The 14944-nt window shown below is 48.4% G+C and carries 13 protein-coding genes; all 13 read right to left on the reverse strand.

All coding sequences use genetic code 11. The features are described from left to right. Nucleotides 1-127 precede the first annotated feature (127 nt). The 13 genes from AC0WRU_RS13720 to panB all read right to left on the reverse strand — a co-directional run bounded on the left by AC0WRU_RS13720 (nt 128) and on the right by panB (nt 14937). Nucleotides 128-1324 (reverse strand): acetate/propionate family kinase, encoded by a 1197-nt coding sequence (locus AC0WRU_RS13720; protein WP_476125136.1) that lies wholly within the window; start codon nt 1322-1324, stop codon nt 128-130. Further along, the gene (locus tag AC0WRU_RS13725) at nt 1321-2193 is read right to left on the reverse strand and encodes a 3-hydroxyacyl-CoA dehydrogenase family protein (RefSeq protein WP_025683007.1); all 873 of its coding nucleotides are present in this window, start codon (nt 2191-2193) and stop codon (nt 1321-1323) included. Before AC0WRU_RS13725 ends, AC0WRU_RS13720 begins: the two co-directional genes overlap by 4 nt. 136 nt (nt 2194-2329) lie before the next feature. Continuing rightward, entirely contained in the window at nt 2330-3832 is a 1503-nt protein-coding gene (locus AC0WRU_RS13730; RefSeq protein WP_476125139.1) for an AAA family ATPase, read from the reverse strand. Further along, nucleotides 3825-4358 (reverse strand): hypothetical protein, encoded by a 534-nt coding sequence (locus tag AC0WRU_RS13735; RefSeq protein ID WP_476125140.1) that lies wholly within the window; start codon nt 4356-4358, stop codon nt 3825-3827. Before AC0WRU_RS13735 ends, AC0WRU_RS13730 begins: the two co-directional genes overlap by 8 nt. Before the next feature lie 614 nt (nt 4359-4972). After that, nucleotides 4973-5755, reverse strand: a complete 783-nt coding sequence (locus AC0WRU_RS13740) for a (S)-acetoin forming diacetyl reductase (RefSeq protein ID WP_476125142.1) — start codon at nt 5753-5755, stop codon at nt 4973-4975. Nucleotides 5756-6407: 652 nt separating this feature from the next. Next, nucleotides 6408-6932, reverse strand: coding sequence for a cell wall elongation regulator TseB-like domain-containing protein (locus tag AC0WRU_RS13745; protein WP_476125144.1), 525 nt, complete (start codon nt 6930-6932; stop codon nt 6408-6410). Nucleotides 6933-6969: 37 nt separating this feature from the next. Then, nucleotides 6970-8271: an amidohydrolase gene (locus tag AC0WRU_RS13750; RefSeq protein ID WP_476125146.1), complete on the reverse strand. Its 1302-nt coding sequence runs from the start codon at nt 8269-8271 to the stop codon at nt 6970-6972. Then, on the reverse strand, nt 8258-8911 hold the full coding sequence (locus AC0WRU_RS13755) for a redox-sensing transcriptional repressor Rex (RefSeq protein WP_025685868.1): 654 nt from the start codon (nt 8909-8911) through the stop codon (nt 8258-8260). The genes AC0WRU_RS13750 and AC0WRU_RS13755 overlap by 14 nt, the downstream gene beginning before the upstream one ends. A 45-nt stretch (nt 8912-8956) precedes the next feature. Continuing rightward, nucleotides 8957-11824 carry an ATP-dependent DNA helicase DinG gene (dinG, locus tag AC0WRU_RS13760; protein ID WP_476125148.1) on the reverse strand — a complete coding sequence of 956 codons (2868 nt, stop codon included), beginning with the start codon at nt 11822-11824 and terminating at the stop codon, nt 8957-8959. Nucleotides 11825-11981: 157 nt separating this feature from the next. Then, a complete protein-coding gene (locus AC0WRU_RS13765) occupies nt 11982-12614 on the reverse strand; it encodes a tetratricopeptide repeat protein (protein ID WP_476125150.1) in 633 nt (210 codons plus the stop codon). 82 nt (nt 12615-12696) lie between these two features. Continuing rightward, nucleotides 12697-13080, reverse strand: coding sequence for an aspartate 1-decarboxylase (gene panD, locus AC0WRU_RS13770; RefSeq protein WP_007430795.1), 384 nt, complete (start codon nt 13078-13080; stop codon nt 12697-12699). Continuing rightward, nucleotides 13073-14011: a pantoate--beta-alanine ligase gene (panC, locus tag AC0WRU_RS13775; RefSeq protein WP_476125152.1), complete on the reverse strand. Its 939-nt coding sequence runs from the start codon at nt 14009-14011 to the stop codon at nt 13073-13075. Before panC ends, panD begins: the two co-directional genes overlap by 8 nt. After that, on the reverse strand, nt 14008-14937 hold the full coding sequence (gene panB, locus AC0WRU_RS13780) for a 3-methyl-2-oxobutanoate hydroxymethyltransferase (RefSeq protein ID WP_476125154.1): 930 nt from the start codon (nt 14935-14937) through the stop codon (nt 14008-14010). Before panB ends, panC begins: the two co-directional genes overlap by 4 nt. Between the last annotated feature and the right edge of the window lie 7 nt (nt 14938-14944).

Here is a 14944-nt window from a genome sequence, read left to right on the forward strand (position 1 = left end):
TCTCCTCTTAACCGAAAATCAAACAGCCCTTCCCCCTGGGTCAGGCTGTTTGCTCTCGCTGTTTGGTGCATACGGAACCTATTTAAGTGATAGCTCCGTATGCATAAAGTTTAAACTTCGGGTCGAACTACTGAACCAGACGGAACGTGTCGCGGGCAATAACCAGCTCTTCGTTCGTCGGAACGATCAATACATCAACCTTCGAATTTGCTGTTGTAATCCGGCGAGGCTCGCCAGAACGAATAGCGTTCAACGATTCATCCAGCTCGATACCGAGGAATGTCAGTTGCTCCAACACTCTCTTACGCAGAACGACGGAGTTTTCGCCTACACCTGCCGTGAATACGATCACGTCTACTCCGTTCATTGCCGCGGTATACGAACCAATGTATTTGCGCAGACGGTATTCATACATTTCAAATGCCAATGTAGAATTAGCTTCGCCTTTTTCCATACCTTCCGTGATTTCACGCATATCACTGCTGATACCGGAAATAGCCAAAAGTCCACTGTGCTTGTTCAGCATGGAGTTGACTTCATTGACCGTCAATTCTTCTTTGTTCATCACATAAGGCACGATTGCCGGGTCCAAATCACCGCTGCGTGTCCCCATCATAAGTCCTTCCAGTGGAGTCATACCCATGGAAGTATCTACGGACAAACCGCCTTGAACCGCTGTTACACTACCGCCGTTACCGATGTGACAAGTGATGATTTTCAACTCTTCCAAAGGACGACCTATGAATTTGGCAGCTTCTTTGCTTACATAATCATGGGAAGTACCGTGTGCGCCGTAGCGACGAACCTTGTACTTATTGTACAACACTCTTGGAATGGCGTACATATAAGCTTTTTCAGGCATCGTTTGATGGAATGAGGTATCAAATACAACAACCTGCGGTACATCCGGCATATTCAATTCAGCCGCTTTAATACCCATCATGGAAGCCGGGTTATGCAATGGCGCAAGGTCGAACAAGCGGCGGATTTCACTCTTCGCTTCAGGCGTTACAACCGCTGACTGTTTGAAGATTTCGCCTCCATGAACAACGCGGTGTCCCACAGCCTGAATTTCGTTAGTGCTGGAGATTACACCATGTTCCGCATCTGTGAGTGCATTCAGCACTTTACGGATCGCTGTAGTATGCTCCAGAATTTCGCTAACCTCAGTGTATTCTTCTTTGTTGGTTGGCTTATGCGTCAAGATGGATGAATCCATACCAATGCGCTCGACCAATCCTTTTGCCAGAACGGATTCGTCCGTCATATCATACAGCTGGTATTTCAGGGAAGAACTCCCTGCATTAATTACGAGAATTTTCATACCCGGTCACCATCCTTGTCGTACTTAAAGAAGCCTTCGCCCGATTTCACGCCCAGATTACCTGCACGCACCATTTTCTTCAGGACGATGGACGGACGATATTTCAATTCGCCGAATTCACGGAACATGCGCTCCAGAGCAGCCAAAACGGAATCCAGACCAAAGCGGTCAGCCATTTCCAAAGGACCGTTTTGGAAGCTGTAGCCGATTCGCATAGCATCGTCGATATCTTCAGCAGAAGCGACACCCTCTTGAAGAACGTGAGCTGCTTCATTGATTAGCAGGCAGATGATACGGCTTGTTACGAAGCCTGGGGATTCATAAATCATAACCCCTTTCTTCTCCACTACTTCTTCAACAAATATTTTTGTGTTTTCAAACGTATCGTCTGAAGTTTTCAAGCCACGAATAATTTCCACAAGGTCAATGCGGGATACTGGATAGATAAAGTGCATACCAATAACACGCTCAGGATACTTGGTCGAGCTGGCAAGCTCTGTCAGGCTCAGCGTGGATGTATTACTTGCAAGAATAATGTTGTTTGGACACACATAGTCCAGTTCTTGGAAAACAGCTTTCTTCTCGTCCAGATTTTCTGTAATGGTCTCAATGACCATGTCACAGCTGCCGAGCTCAGCCAAATGGGAAACTTTCTGGATGCGGGATAAAATCAGTTTTTTCTCCGCTTGTGTGATCGCCCATTTTTCCAGTTGTTTGTCCAGACTCGTTTCAATCATATTGTAGGCGTAGTCTAGTTTCTCTGGTGTCTGCTCTACCAGCAGCACATCAATTCCTTTGGACGCGAGCATTTCAGAAATACCCTGTCCCATGGTGCCGCCGCCGATGACGCCGATTTTTTTAAATTGCATGGTTCTTTACTCCACCCTTTCCTGGTCACTCTCATATATTGTATCCTTCTTTGTCGAAAAATACATGTTTATGTCCCAATAGATAATAATATCTTAGCACGGACTAAAAGTAAAAAAAAATAACCAGCATAAAAAATTATGCTGGTAATAAAGCATTTTCACTAAATTGACATCTAAATTGATCCCCAGACAGGGTTTCTTCCTTCATGAGGATGTCAAGAGAGTTGTCGAACACTGGACGATGCTTTTCGAGCAACTCCAAAGTACGGCTATGCAGGTCGTCCATAATCTCACCATTTTCGCGCATGAGCTCTTCTTTTGTTACCATTTCCATATTAATAATGCCGAGTGAAGTCAAACCGGAAGTCATCATCGTATGAACAATGTTCAGCGCCTGCTCAAAATCGTTACTAGAGCCTGTACTGCGACCGCCATAGTACATTTCTTCCGCCGTAGCCCCTGCGAGCGAGATCATGATCTGCTCCTCCAGGAACTGCTTGGTATACAAATAATGCTCTTGCTGTGGATTGTGCCGCACATAGCCGAGCGCTTTCCCACGCGGGCTGAGCGCTACCTGGCTGACACTGCCCGGACGAACGATTTCAGCCATAATAGCATGTCCCAGTTCATGAATCGCTACACGTTTTTTCTCTTCCAGCGTTGATTCACGATCCGTTTTCTCACCCATCATCACCTTGTCAATCGCCATCGACAGATGCTTTTGCGCAATCATTTCCTGTTCCTGTCTCATCGCATAGATTGCCGCTTCATTCATGACGCTCTCCAACTGTGCACCGGAAAACCCGTAAGATTCCTCAGCGATTTTGTCCAGATTCGCATCTTCCTGAATCGGTTTGTTTTTGGCATGAATTTTAAGAATATGAAGACGGCCCTTCTTATCAGGCAAATCCACTTGAATATGACGGTCAAAACGCCCTGGACGCGTTAAGGCGCTGTCCAGCATTTCTTTACGGTTTGTTGCCGCAATGATCAAAATCCGCGGGGTATCTGCCGAATAAATGCCATCCATTTCTGTCAGCAACTGATTCAAAGTCTGATCATATTCACGCTGCTGTCCACCCTCACGCTTACCGCCAATAACGTCGATCTCGTCAATAAAAACAATCGCATTTTCCTTCTTTTCCTTGGCTGCACGAGTGCGGGCCTCCCGAAACAGCTCACGGACACGACCTGCACCAACACCCACGTACATTTCAACAAATTCACTACCTGAGGCGGCAACAAATACGGAATTGGTATAGTGTGCCGCTGCCTTCGCCATCAGCGTTTTTCCTGTTCCCGGAGGGCCTGTGAGCAAAACACCTTTTAATGGACGAATGCCGAACTTGGAAATTTCATCATGTCGATTCAAAAAATCCAGCGCTTCGCGCAGCTCCTGCTTCGCGCTTTCTTGCCCGCCGATTTCCTCAAAAGTCAACTTGTCCGGGCCATTTTTTTTACGCTTGCGCTCCTGCCCGGCCCCTACTGCCAAGCCGCCACGCGCATGCATGAGCATCAGCAAGCCGCTGAGCATCACGCCAGCAATCAGAAGGGGAATGATATTCACCCCGATAAAAACAAGAAATATAATGGTCACCGGCACAATGCCGATTAGTGCTTCTTTGATCCATCTAGGCATTAGGCCATACCCCCATTTGCTGAGATTGACGTGGCAAAACGATAAACTTGGTCGCTTTACCTTCACTGAGTCGGATATAGACGTTGTTAGAATCCATATCGGTATCGGCCTCGATACCGGATTTTTTCTTTTTCATCTGCTCAACAGTAGATGAAATTTGGGTGTATTTTTTATTTTCCATCGCTTCCGCTACCGGAAACATCGCCTCAGACCACCACTGGTTCAACGCTGGATTGGAATGATCTGCAATGTCAAGCTTAATAGTACGGCTACCGATGATGAACTGTCCTTTTTGCTTAACTACATTGACCAATCCGGCCACATCTGCCTGCGGTTTGAGATCCAGATTCAATACAACCTGATCCGGTTTAATATCTATTTGAGCGCTTGTCACGCCGGGATATTGAGATACCATTTTTTCCAGAGGACTTTGCATTGTAACCTGACGGTAAATGAACCATCCTCCAAACAACAGCGATGCTGCCAGAACCGCCGCAACAACGATAGGAACTGCACGCAATTTCAAATAACATCCTCCTCTCAAAATGTGAAACCCAGAAGAAACACGGGACGAATGTCAACAAAAACCTGACTGCATGATCTACAGTGATCCGCAAGTCTTTTTCTATCATTTTTGTCTATCACTTATAAAATATAGTATATCATAACGTATATCTAATATCGAAGGCAATGTGTGGGGGAGTTGTGAGTGGGCAAAATCTTTGGTTATGGTGGTGGGAGACGCTCCATGAATGATTTGATCTTACGATCGCTGTTGCCGCCGGATTTTTTTCGATCAGATTCTTATGGGGAAAATCCGGCGGCAAAGGCGAACGCTATCGCTTCTTCAGATTCAAATCCTCCACTCCGCTACTGCACAGCCATAAAGATGAATTTGCCTTAGGAGGGAAGTTGGGTAGGTAAAGATGCTTAGCTGGCTTTCAGCCAAGCTTCGCGGAGTGGCAGTGAAAAAAGACGTAAATACGAAATTTATCGTATTTACGTCTTTTTTGTTTTGTTATTTAGTTTTTTTAGGCGTAAACAAAGATTTTCGTATAGCAATTAGATCTCATACTGTAAGCTAACCTTACACTGTATATAGAGGATTGATTATTACCTCATAGTACAACCTTTAAAGCTTTAAAGGAACATCATCCCGCCGTCGATCAGAGGGGATTGTCCTGTCATGTAATCGGAATCGGGGCCTGCCAGGAAGGAAACGAAGGCGGATACGTCTTCTGGTGTAGACAGACGGCCAAGGGCAATTTTGCTGCCGAATTCCTTGGTTGCATCGCCTGTAGCTTCGCCTTTGGATGCCGTAATTTCTTTATCAATGCCGCTCCACATTGGCGTTTGTACAATGCCAGGACAGTAGGCGTTTGCTGTAATACCATATTGGGCATATTCCTGAGCGGCGGTTTGTGTTAGGGCACGAACTGCAAATTTGGTAGCGGAGTAAATGCCCAAATTGGCATTACCAACATGGCCTGCCTGAGAAGAGGCATTGATGATTTTACCACCATGGCCCAGTTCCTTGAACTTGGCGGCTACTGCCTGAATGCCCCAAAGTACACTGGTCACATTGATATGAAACAGCTTGTCAAAATCAGCCAGCGTAACATCCTCCAATAGCTTGGCGGGAGCAATCCCCGCATTATTTACAATGACATCAAAGCCACCGAGCTTCTCAGATGCTTCCTTTACAGCGGTAAAAACCTGATCCCGGTTGGAAACATCGACTTTAAGGGCAAGCGAGCGCCCTCCTGCCTTTGTAATCTCACCAGCAACACTTTGCGCCGTTTCTTCATTTAAATCTACAACCGCCACTGCGAAGCCGTCTTGGCTCAGGCGTAAAGCAATAGCCCGTCCAATCCCTTGACCTCCACCCGTTACTAATGCAACTTTTCCATCCACTTTTCCCATGTCCATGAATCTCCTTTTTGTACAAGTAGTCATGATAACATAGCCACAAAATTATGGGTTACGTTAGTCTGCACCTATAATTAAACCATTTTAAGGAAAAAATTATTATGATCTATGTAATAGACTTCATATTTAACCTGTTTAAGGGAAATTCAAGTGATATAAGTTGAGCTTGAAAGATACATGCAGAGCCACTGCGCAGGCGGATGGTGCTTCCCATCGCTTTTGCCCCCGGATTTCTTGAATGAGCACACATGGGTAGAAATCCGGGGAGGTGATGCTTCCGAAGCGAGCTTTCCTACGGAAAGCTTTTAAGGCGAACACTACCGCTTGTACCAGCACCATTCCGCCTACTCCGTTTTTATGTACATCTATGATAAACACTACTCAAACAAAAAAATAAACAGACGTAAATACGAAAATAATCGTATTTGCGTCTGTTTAGTCTCACATTCAATCCGAACTGCACATTCGTTTCAGGAATACAGTCATTTGATAAAAAGATGGTGTTTGGAGTGGCTCCATGGCGGTCAGCCAGCGGAGTGGGCCATTTGAATCTGAAGAAGCGGAGCGATCGTAAGATTAAATGGACCACGCAGCGCTCTAATGCTCCAACACTCCCAAACCACCATCAGCCACTCCTCACATCACTCTAGTAATTGGGCAAAGTATACTTTATCCCCACCGATCCCCCATCCGAGAAGCGATAAAAGGTATAGTAATGATGACTGCCGTCATCATAAAACAGCTGCCACACATATTGACCGTTAAACACACTCGGCTGAAGACTCACAATATCTGCACCCGGAAGCTGCTGCTGAATCATCGCCGTCATTTTTTGCTCGTCGACTCCGTTTTTCAGTAGCTCGGTATGAACACCACTATTATCTGTGACAGGTACATTCGGTTGGCCCTCCACTTTTTGAAAAGGGACCCACACCATAATATTTTCGTTCTGAGCATTTTCCCCTTGAACTACCCAATCTACCTGATCCCACACAGACTTCCACGTCTTCGTCGTGCTGACGAGTCCACCCGATTGCTTGGCCTTTACGATAGCGGCATTTCTCTCAGTCACCTGGTCTTGAGTAACATAGGAATAATACCAGAAAATGCTGACCAGGATCAGTATGACGGCCAGAACGGCCACCGCTATCCATTTTTTCTTATTTTTCAAACCTGTGCTTCCTCTCTAAGGGGATGTGACACCTGAATTAGCGCGACAGCAGCCCTTCAAAGGCGGCTTGAGCCTCATACTTGATACGTTCCTCATCCATAGTCAGGCACTCACCGTTTTTCACAACCTGACGACCGTCTACCCATACATGAGCCACGTCTTTGGCGCTTGCAGAGTATACAGCATGGGAAATAAGATCCGTACGCGGCAGGAAATGCGCCTGATTCAGATCGAGCGCGATAAAGTCTGCCTTGTTGCCTGCTGCCAGCACTCCTACCTCTTTCAAGCCAATCGACTTCGCTCCGTACTCCGTTGCCAGACGCAACGCCTCACCCGCAGAAACTGCGGTTGCGTCGCCAGATACTCCCTTGTGAATGAGTGCAGCCAGACGCATTTCCTCAAACATATCCAGGTTATTGTTACTGGCGGGGCCATCTGTTCCGAGAGAGACAGTAACGCCTGCACGCAGCAGGTCAGGCACTCTTGCCACACCACTTGCGAGCTTCAAGTTGCTGCCCGGATTATGCGAAACCGCTACACCACGTTCAGCCAGCAAAGCTATTTCTTCGTCATTCAAATAAACGCCATGGGCAACAAGTGAAGGACGGGAGAAAAAGCCGAGCTTATCCAAATGTGCAACTGGACGCAAGCCGTAATCGCGTACGTTTTTCTCTACTTCGGCAATCGTTTCGGACATATGCGTATGCAACGGTAAATCCAGATCGTGCGCTGCCTGTACGAATTTTTCGATAAGCGCAGGCATGCACGTATATGGCGCATGCGGAGCCAGCATGGTCGTAATGCGACCGTCTGCTTTGCCATGCCAGTTACGCGCAAAGTTCACAGCCTCAGCGAGCTTAATCCGCTGCTCTTCCTCCGAACATAGTCCAATCACTCCACGCATCAGACTGGCACGGATACCGGACTCTTCAGCTACACGAGCCACCTCGTCCATATCAACGTACATGTCCAAAAAGGTCGTTGTACCCCCTTTCAGCATTTCCAGCACGGACAAGGACGTACCCCAGTACACATCCGTAGACGTAAACTTGGCTTCCATCGGCCACATTTTTTCCTGTAGCCATACTTGGAGAGCCAGATCGTCCCCATACCCACGTAGCAGTGACATCCCCGCATGACCATGTGTATTCATCAGGCCAGGTAAAAACAGCAGCCCGTTACCGTCAATCGCGTTCGTCTCTTCCTCACCCGCTGGCAAAGTCTCGCCAATGTAGGTGATGCGGCTATCCTCCACGATCATATAGCCGTGGATTACCCCGGCTTCCGGTCTGTTCACGGCAAAGGAGCCGTTTTTAATCATCCATTTATTCGCTGTCATGTTGTGTATCTTCCTTTCCGTTCTCTAAATAATAAGCGAGGCTTAACAAATCCGTTGTAAAATCTGTGGCATGTACCCGAATGTTTGCCGGTGTCTTGAGAGTCGTGGGTGCAAAGTTCAAAATCGCTCCAATCCCGCTCTCAATGAGCCTGTCAGCCACATGCTGTGCTTCAAAATCCGGTACGGTAATAATCCCGATCCGAATGTTTTGTTCCTTCACTGTCACCTCCAGTTCATCCATCGGCTGTACGACCAGCGTATTGATCCTGGTTCCAACTTTATCTGGAACAGCATCAAATACCGCTACAATTTTCATATTGTCTTTTAAATAAGCATTATAATTCGAAAGGGCTTGCCCCAGATTACCTGCTCCGACCAATACCACGTTAATTTGCTGGTCGATTTTCAGTATATGGCGTATTTTCTCGATAAGATAAGTAACATCATAGCCGACACCCTTACGGCCAAAATCTCCAAAATACGCAAGATCCTTACGAATTTGAGCAGGATTCAGATCCAGTCTTTGTCCCAGCTCCTGGGAAGATACCGTAGCCACCTCCCGTTTGTGCAGTGCATTCAGATAACGTAAATATACGGGTAACCTCCGTACAACAGCCTCTGAAATTTTTTCTGATTTCATACTTGCTCCCCCTAATTGTAACGGACACGTTTAGATGTCCGTCCGTTATGCCTCTGTCTCCGGGGCGGATTGGAGCCATTCGGCGATGCGGGGCACCATTTGCTCCGTCGGCATATGCTCCATTTTTGGTCCCGGTAACGAGTACAAAAAGTGCTTCCCGTAATAGGATTCGATCACACGCGTATCGTAAACGATAACGACCCCGTGGTCGCTCGCTGTACGTACCAAACGTCCAAATCCCTGTTTGAAGCGAATGACAGCCTGTGGAACAGACAGCTTCATAAAAGGATTTTTCTTCTGCTGCTGGAGCAACTCACTTTTAGCCTCCAGCAGCGGGTGATTGGGCGGTTGGAACGGCAAGCGCACGATGGCCAGACACGTCAGCGCTTTGCCCGGAATATCGACGCCTTCCCAGAAGCTGCTGGTTCCCAGCAACACGGAAGCTTTGGCCTCCTGAAAACGTCGGGTCAGCTTGCTGCGGCTCCCACTGTCCACGCCCTGCCCCAGCACGGTGATGTCGCTGGAAGACAACGCCTCCTTAAGCGGCTCATACACCTGCCGGAGCATGCGGTAGGAAGTAAAGAGAACGAGCATTCTCCCCCGCGTCGCTTGAGCAGTCGCGCCTAGCGAGCTGACGAGCATATTTACAAAATGCTCATCTCCTACACTGCCCTTCACGCTCGGGAAATCCCTTGGAATGACTAGCAACACCTGATCCCTGTAGTTAAAGGGTGACGGGAGCTGCGTAGTCATCAGCCGCCCTTGATCTGCGGCCTCCTGCAAGCCGAGCTGATCGGTCATGTACTGAAACGACTTATCCACCGACAAGGTAGCAGACGTCAGAATAATGCTTCTTTTTTTGTCAAAAAACATTTCTTTCAGCTGACGGCTCACATCGACGGGCACCGCATAAAATTGCAGCGACTTGCTGCGGAATTGCCCGCTCGCTTCAAGCCAGTATACGGTCGTTTCATCATCCAGCCGCATAAAAAAGCGCAAGCTTTCCCTAATGCCTGCCAAATCCTTGAGCAGCCCCGTAATATCCGTAATGAGGCTGTCAGCCGCATAATCGTCATGTTCTTCCTTCACATCGAGCATCAGCTTGTCGCCCTTGCGCAAAATTTCGCTCATCGTTACATAAAGCTGATTTTCCAGCGCAGCCGCCTGATCCCACTTGGCAGGCTTGGCCGATGGCTTGAGACGGGAAGAAAATTGCCCCGTTTCACCCGGTGTCGCATCACTTCGCTCCGGCAGCATGCCAAACAGCTTGTCGCTCAGCAAATCCCAAGTCTCCTTGATTTCCAGCACGAGCGGATACAACTGGTCGATGGTAGAGGCCCATTCCGTCGATTTCTCATGCCCCGACTTTGCCAACTGCTGACGCAGCGAAGGCAATTGTCCGTTCTTGCTGTCCTTGAACAACCGGGTCAGCGTATGCACGAGTGTGAAATATTTCATATGCATGCCCAGGTGCTTACCAGCGACTTCCTCCAGATGATGTGCTTCATCAATGACCAGATGCTCATAGCTCGGCAATAGCTGATGACTTGCTTTTACGTCCGTGAATAGCTTGGAATGATTCGTAATGACCACATCGGCTATTCCCGCCTCATGGCGCGCACGATGATAAAAGCATTTGCGGAACCATGGACAAGAACGACCAAGACAGGACTCGGAATCACTGCCCACCGTTTCCCAAAAATCTCCGCCACGATTGCTCAGATTGAGTTCTTCATCATCGCCGGTTTCCGTCAACGTCAGCCAGACGATCATCTGGGCGGCTGTAATTAAATCTTCCTTCGGCGTTGCGAAGTCTCTTCTGTTTATTTTATGTTCAAACTTACGCAGACACAAATAATGTCCCCGGCCCTTAAAAATGGCAGCCCGGAACGGGAACGGGATCACCTTGATCAGCATCGGAATATCACGCTCGCGTAATTGCTCCTGCAGGTTGATCGTATGCGTACTTACCATAACTCGCTGTCCATTTTTCACACTGTGATACAGCGAAGGAAGCAAATAACCGAGGGACTTGCCTGTCCCCGTACCCGCCTCGATCAACAGGTGCTTGTCTTCACTCAGCGCCTGATTCACGCCCTCAATCATTTGCGTCTGCGCTTCGCGCTCCTCATATTGGCTCAAGGATGAACGTAAATTGTCTCGCACATCATCCATGTATTCCTCAAAGGAAATACCTGCCAGCGGATTGGGGTCGTCCTCTCTGCGAGGGACATTTAGCTCCGTCCAATCCTCCACCTTCAGTGCAAGCTGACGAAAAAACTGATGACCCTCCAAATCCTGAATAGGATCATGCTCTTTGTCTTCACGCACCCCGTCCAAAAACCATCCGAGGTCACTGTCTTCCTCTGCGAACAAATCACTGAGCCGCTGTATCGTAATCAAAGGCAGCGCGTGAAGCTCATCCAAACATTTTAAAAACACCTCAGCCGTAGCCAACGCGTCGCTGTCTGCTTGATGAGGTCGGTCATGTGCCAGCCCAAATTCAGAAGAAACAAAACCCAACTGATAGGAAGATAGCGATGGAAACATGATTTTCAGAAAATCCATCGTATCCAAAATTCTGCCGGTAAACGGCAAGTATCCGCACCGGTCCAAAGCGTTTTGCAAAAAATTAAAATCAAACGCCACATTATGACCGACCAGCACGACATCGTCCAGCATAGGCACAAGCTCCATCATCATCTCTTCGAGCGCAGGAGCATCCTTGACGTCATCGTCTGTAATCCCGGTCAACCCGGTAATAAAAGGCGGAATGGATCTGCCAGGGTTCACATAAGAACCATAAACACGGGAAATGCTGTTATCATGATCTATAATTGCAAGTCCGACTTGAATGATGTCATCCGCGGACTGGGTGCCTGTCGTTTCAAAATCCAATACCGCAAATTTCATTCGGGCTTAATCCTTTCTTTTGACACATACAAAAATAATAACTCTGTATAACAGCATAGCAGAAGATCGCCTGTTTGGAAATTAAGACAGCCAAAAAAGACGATGCACACGCCGCCTGGGGAGGTGGGTATGCATCGTCTCGCTCGGTGTCTGACAACTATAGCCATGTCATCATGGAGCTGTCGTACCGAAGCATTCCGACACCGGACAAACAGGCTTCCATATTGTGCAACGGCTCGGGCAAAGCAGGATCGAACTGATGCGCGAGAGCAAAACATTTTTGCGCCTCCTCTACATCAGCCTGCTTCGCCATAAGACAGCCCAGCGCATTATAAATGACCGCCTTCAGCCCGGGCTGGTCTGTTAGGTGCAGTACCTTCTGAAAATGGCGTACAGCCTCCGCTGTGTCCTCCAGTTGGAAAAACGCCATCCCCATATACATCTGGCTTTGCCAACTGTTCGGAAAATGCTGTAGCACCTGTTCAAATTGGCGGATGGCCTCAGGATACATGAGCAGTCGATAATACCCTTGACCCCGAGTAAAAGCTGGCAGCTCCTTTTCAGGTAGCTCAGCGTCAGACATACCAGACTCCGCGGAAAAACCTGCAGCACGCAGGCGAACCATTTTTTCCTCAAAAGCCAGCCATTCATCCATAATTCCGTCACTCATTCTCCGCAGCAAACTCCAGTGCTGTAGCAACTCCTGCCTGCGGGAGCCCTGGGCTGATGGGTAATGCTTCACGATATCATCTAACATGCTGTTCATTTCTGCGAATACATGCTGGAACATGTGCATCCCGCCCTTACGAAAGATGGATTAATACACTCACATTTTTCGCTTAAAGGACGGGTTTCATCCGCACTCCCATTCATTACATGATCGTAGCGTGTACTTCCTTGTTCGCCGTTTGGGCGGGTTTATTATGTTCATCGACGAATACAACGGTCGGTTTGTATGTTTTGGCCTCTTCATTCGACATGGAAGCGTAGGAAATAATAATGACTGTATCACCAGGCTGCACCAAACGCGCTGCTGCGCCGTTGAGACAAATCACGCCGCTACCACGCGGTCCAGGGATAACGTAAGTTTCCAGCCGGGCTCCATTGTTATTGTTCACAATTTGAACCTTTTCATTCTCCAGTAGATCGGAAGTCTCCATCAGATCCTCATCAATAGTAATACTGCCCACATAGTTAAGGTTGGCTTCGGTAACCGTTGCCCGGTGTATTTTGGATTTCATCATCGTTCTAAACATGGGAAAGCACCTCCGTCTTCTGTATTCTCATATTATCAATCAGTCGAGTGTTCCCAAACTTTACAGCCAGCGCTACAATGATGTCTTCTTCGACATCACTTAGTCGCTGCTCGGGAAGAAGGGGCTCCAGACTTGGAAAGGTTAAGATTTCAATGTAGTCAATGTCAGCTAATGGTGAGGAAGTAATCGTAGTCTCCACCATTTGGTATAACTGACGGATCGTAAACGTGTTCTGCACATCATCTTCGCTCACTTCACGCACCTTGCGCAGTGACTTTGACAGCACCAACGCCTGCTCCCGCTGTTCCGCGCTCAAATACACATTACGCGAGCTGAGGGCCAAACCGTCGGCCTCTCTGACGATAGGACAAGGGACGATGGTCACGTTCATATTGAGGTCGGTCACCATCTGCTGGAGCACCGCTACTTGCTGTGCGTCCTTCATGCCGAAGAAGGCCAGATCAGGCCCTACCATATTAAAAAGCTTGGCAACAACGGTGGTCACACCATCAAAATGCCCTGGACGGGAAGCACCACATAACCGATCCGTCAAAGCGGATACGCGTATTTTCGTACGGGTTGGCTGTGGATACATTTCTGCTACAGTTGGCAAAAATACGATATCCACGCCTTCGCGCCGCGCCACCTCCAAATCACGCGCTTCATCGCGGGGGTAGCTGTCGAGATCTTCGTTAGGCCCGAATTGAATCGGATTTACAAAAATGCTGAGTACCACCGTATCTGCCATAACACGCGCCTTGTGCATCAAGCTCGCATGGCCTTCATGTAAATACCCCATCGTCGGCACAAAGCCGACTGTATGTGGCCGTATAGCAGCGGAACCTTGTTCCACTTTTGCTCCGTCTGCACCGAGCTGTCGGCGTTCAGCAATGGCCTGCCGCAGCTGAGCCACTTCTCTTACGATAATCATGACCGGGATTCCACCTTTTCCTTAGCTTGTTCCTCTTGTTTCTCTTGTTCTTGCACCTGCGCCTTTTCCTGACCTTTCTTGTGGCCGTAGAGAGCCTCTATAACGCTGTCGTCGGCGCTGAACACATGCTCAGCAGCCGGGAAGGCTCTCCCCTTCACATCGCTCACATACTGCTCAATGCTACTGCGGATCAAGCCGCCGACATCGGCATAGGTTTTGACAAAACGTTTGCTGTAATAAGGCGATGCATATTGAATCAGATCGTGATAAACAAGCACCTGACCGTCACATCCGCGTCCTGCGCCAATACCAATGGTCGGAATGGACAGTTCTTTGGAAATTGCCGCTGCTACTTCCTCGGTCACCAGCTCCAGCACGATGCCAAAGGCACCCGCCTGCTCCAGCGCCTTGGCATCTGCCATCAGCCGCCGTGCGTCCGCTTCGTCCTTGCCTTGAACGCGGTAGCCGCCAAGCTGATTGACCGACTGCGGTGTAAGGCCGATATGACCCAGCACGGGTACACCCGCCTGAACAGTCGCTTTTACGACGTCGGCAATTTCTGCGCCGCCCTCCAATTTGACAGCATGCGCATGTCCTTCCTGCATCAGACGGCGGATGCCCTGAAGGCTTTCCGATACGCTGCCGTGATATGTCATAAACGGCATGTCCGCTACAATAAATGTATGCTCCGCGCCTCTCGCTACCGCTCGGGAATGATACACGATATCATCCAGTGTTACGGGAATGGTCGAATCATAGCCGAGAACGACGTTGCCCAGCGAATCACCAACCAGAATCATATCGATTCCCGCCTCCTCAGCTATTTTAGCCGATGGATAATCATAGGCGGTCAGCATACTGAGCGGAATGCCCTCCTGCTTCATTTTTTTCATTTTCACAATGTTCAGTGCTTGCTTTACTGCCATGGTAAAT

The organism is Paenibacillus sp. 1-8 (genome assembly GCF_056316205.1).

Coding starts and splice junctions, on each gene's coding strand:
- AC0WRU_RS13720 (WP_476125136.1), bottom strand. CDS start 1,324: ATGAAAATTCTCGTAATTAATGCAGGGAGTTCTTCCCTGAAATACCAG.
- AC0WRU_RS13725 (WP_025683007.1), bottom strand. CDS start 2,193: ATGCAATTTAAAAAAATCGGCGTCATCGGCGGCGGCACCATGGGACAG.
- AC0WRU_RS13730 (WP_476125139.1), bottom strand. CDS start 3,832: ATGCCTAGATGGATCAAAGAAGCACTAATCGGCATTGTGCCGGTGACC.
- AC0WRU_RS13740 (WP_476125142.1), bottom strand. CDS start 5,755: ATGGGAAAAGTGGATGGAAAAGTTGCATTAGTAACGGGTGGAGGTCAA.
- AC0WRU_RS13750 (WP_476125146.1), bottom strand. CDS start 8,271: ATGACAGCGAATAAATGGATGATTAAAAACGGCTCCTTTGCCGTGAAC.
- AC0WRU_RS13755 (WP_025685868.1), bottom strand. CDS start 8,911: ATGAAATCAGAAAAAATTTCAGAGGCTGTTGTACGGAGGTTACCCGTA.
- dinG (WP_476125148.1), bottom strand. CDS start 11,824: ATGAAATTTGCGGTATTGGATTTTGAAACGACAGGCACCCAGTCCGCG.
- AC0WRU_RS13765 (WP_476125150.1), bottom strand. CDS start 12,614: ATGTTCCAGCATGTATTCGCAGAAATGAACAGCATGTTAGATGATATC.
- panD (WP_007430795.1), bottom strand. CDS start 13,080: ATGTTTAGAACGATGATGAAATCCAAAATACACCGGGCAACGGTTACC.
- panC (WP_476125152.1), bottom strand. CDS start 14,011: ATGATTATCGTAAGAGAAGTGGCTCAGCTGCGGCAGGCCATTGCTGAA.
- panB (WP_476125154.1), bottom strand. CDS start 14,937: ATGGCAGTAAAGCAAGCACTGAACATTGTGAAAATGAAAAAAATGAAG.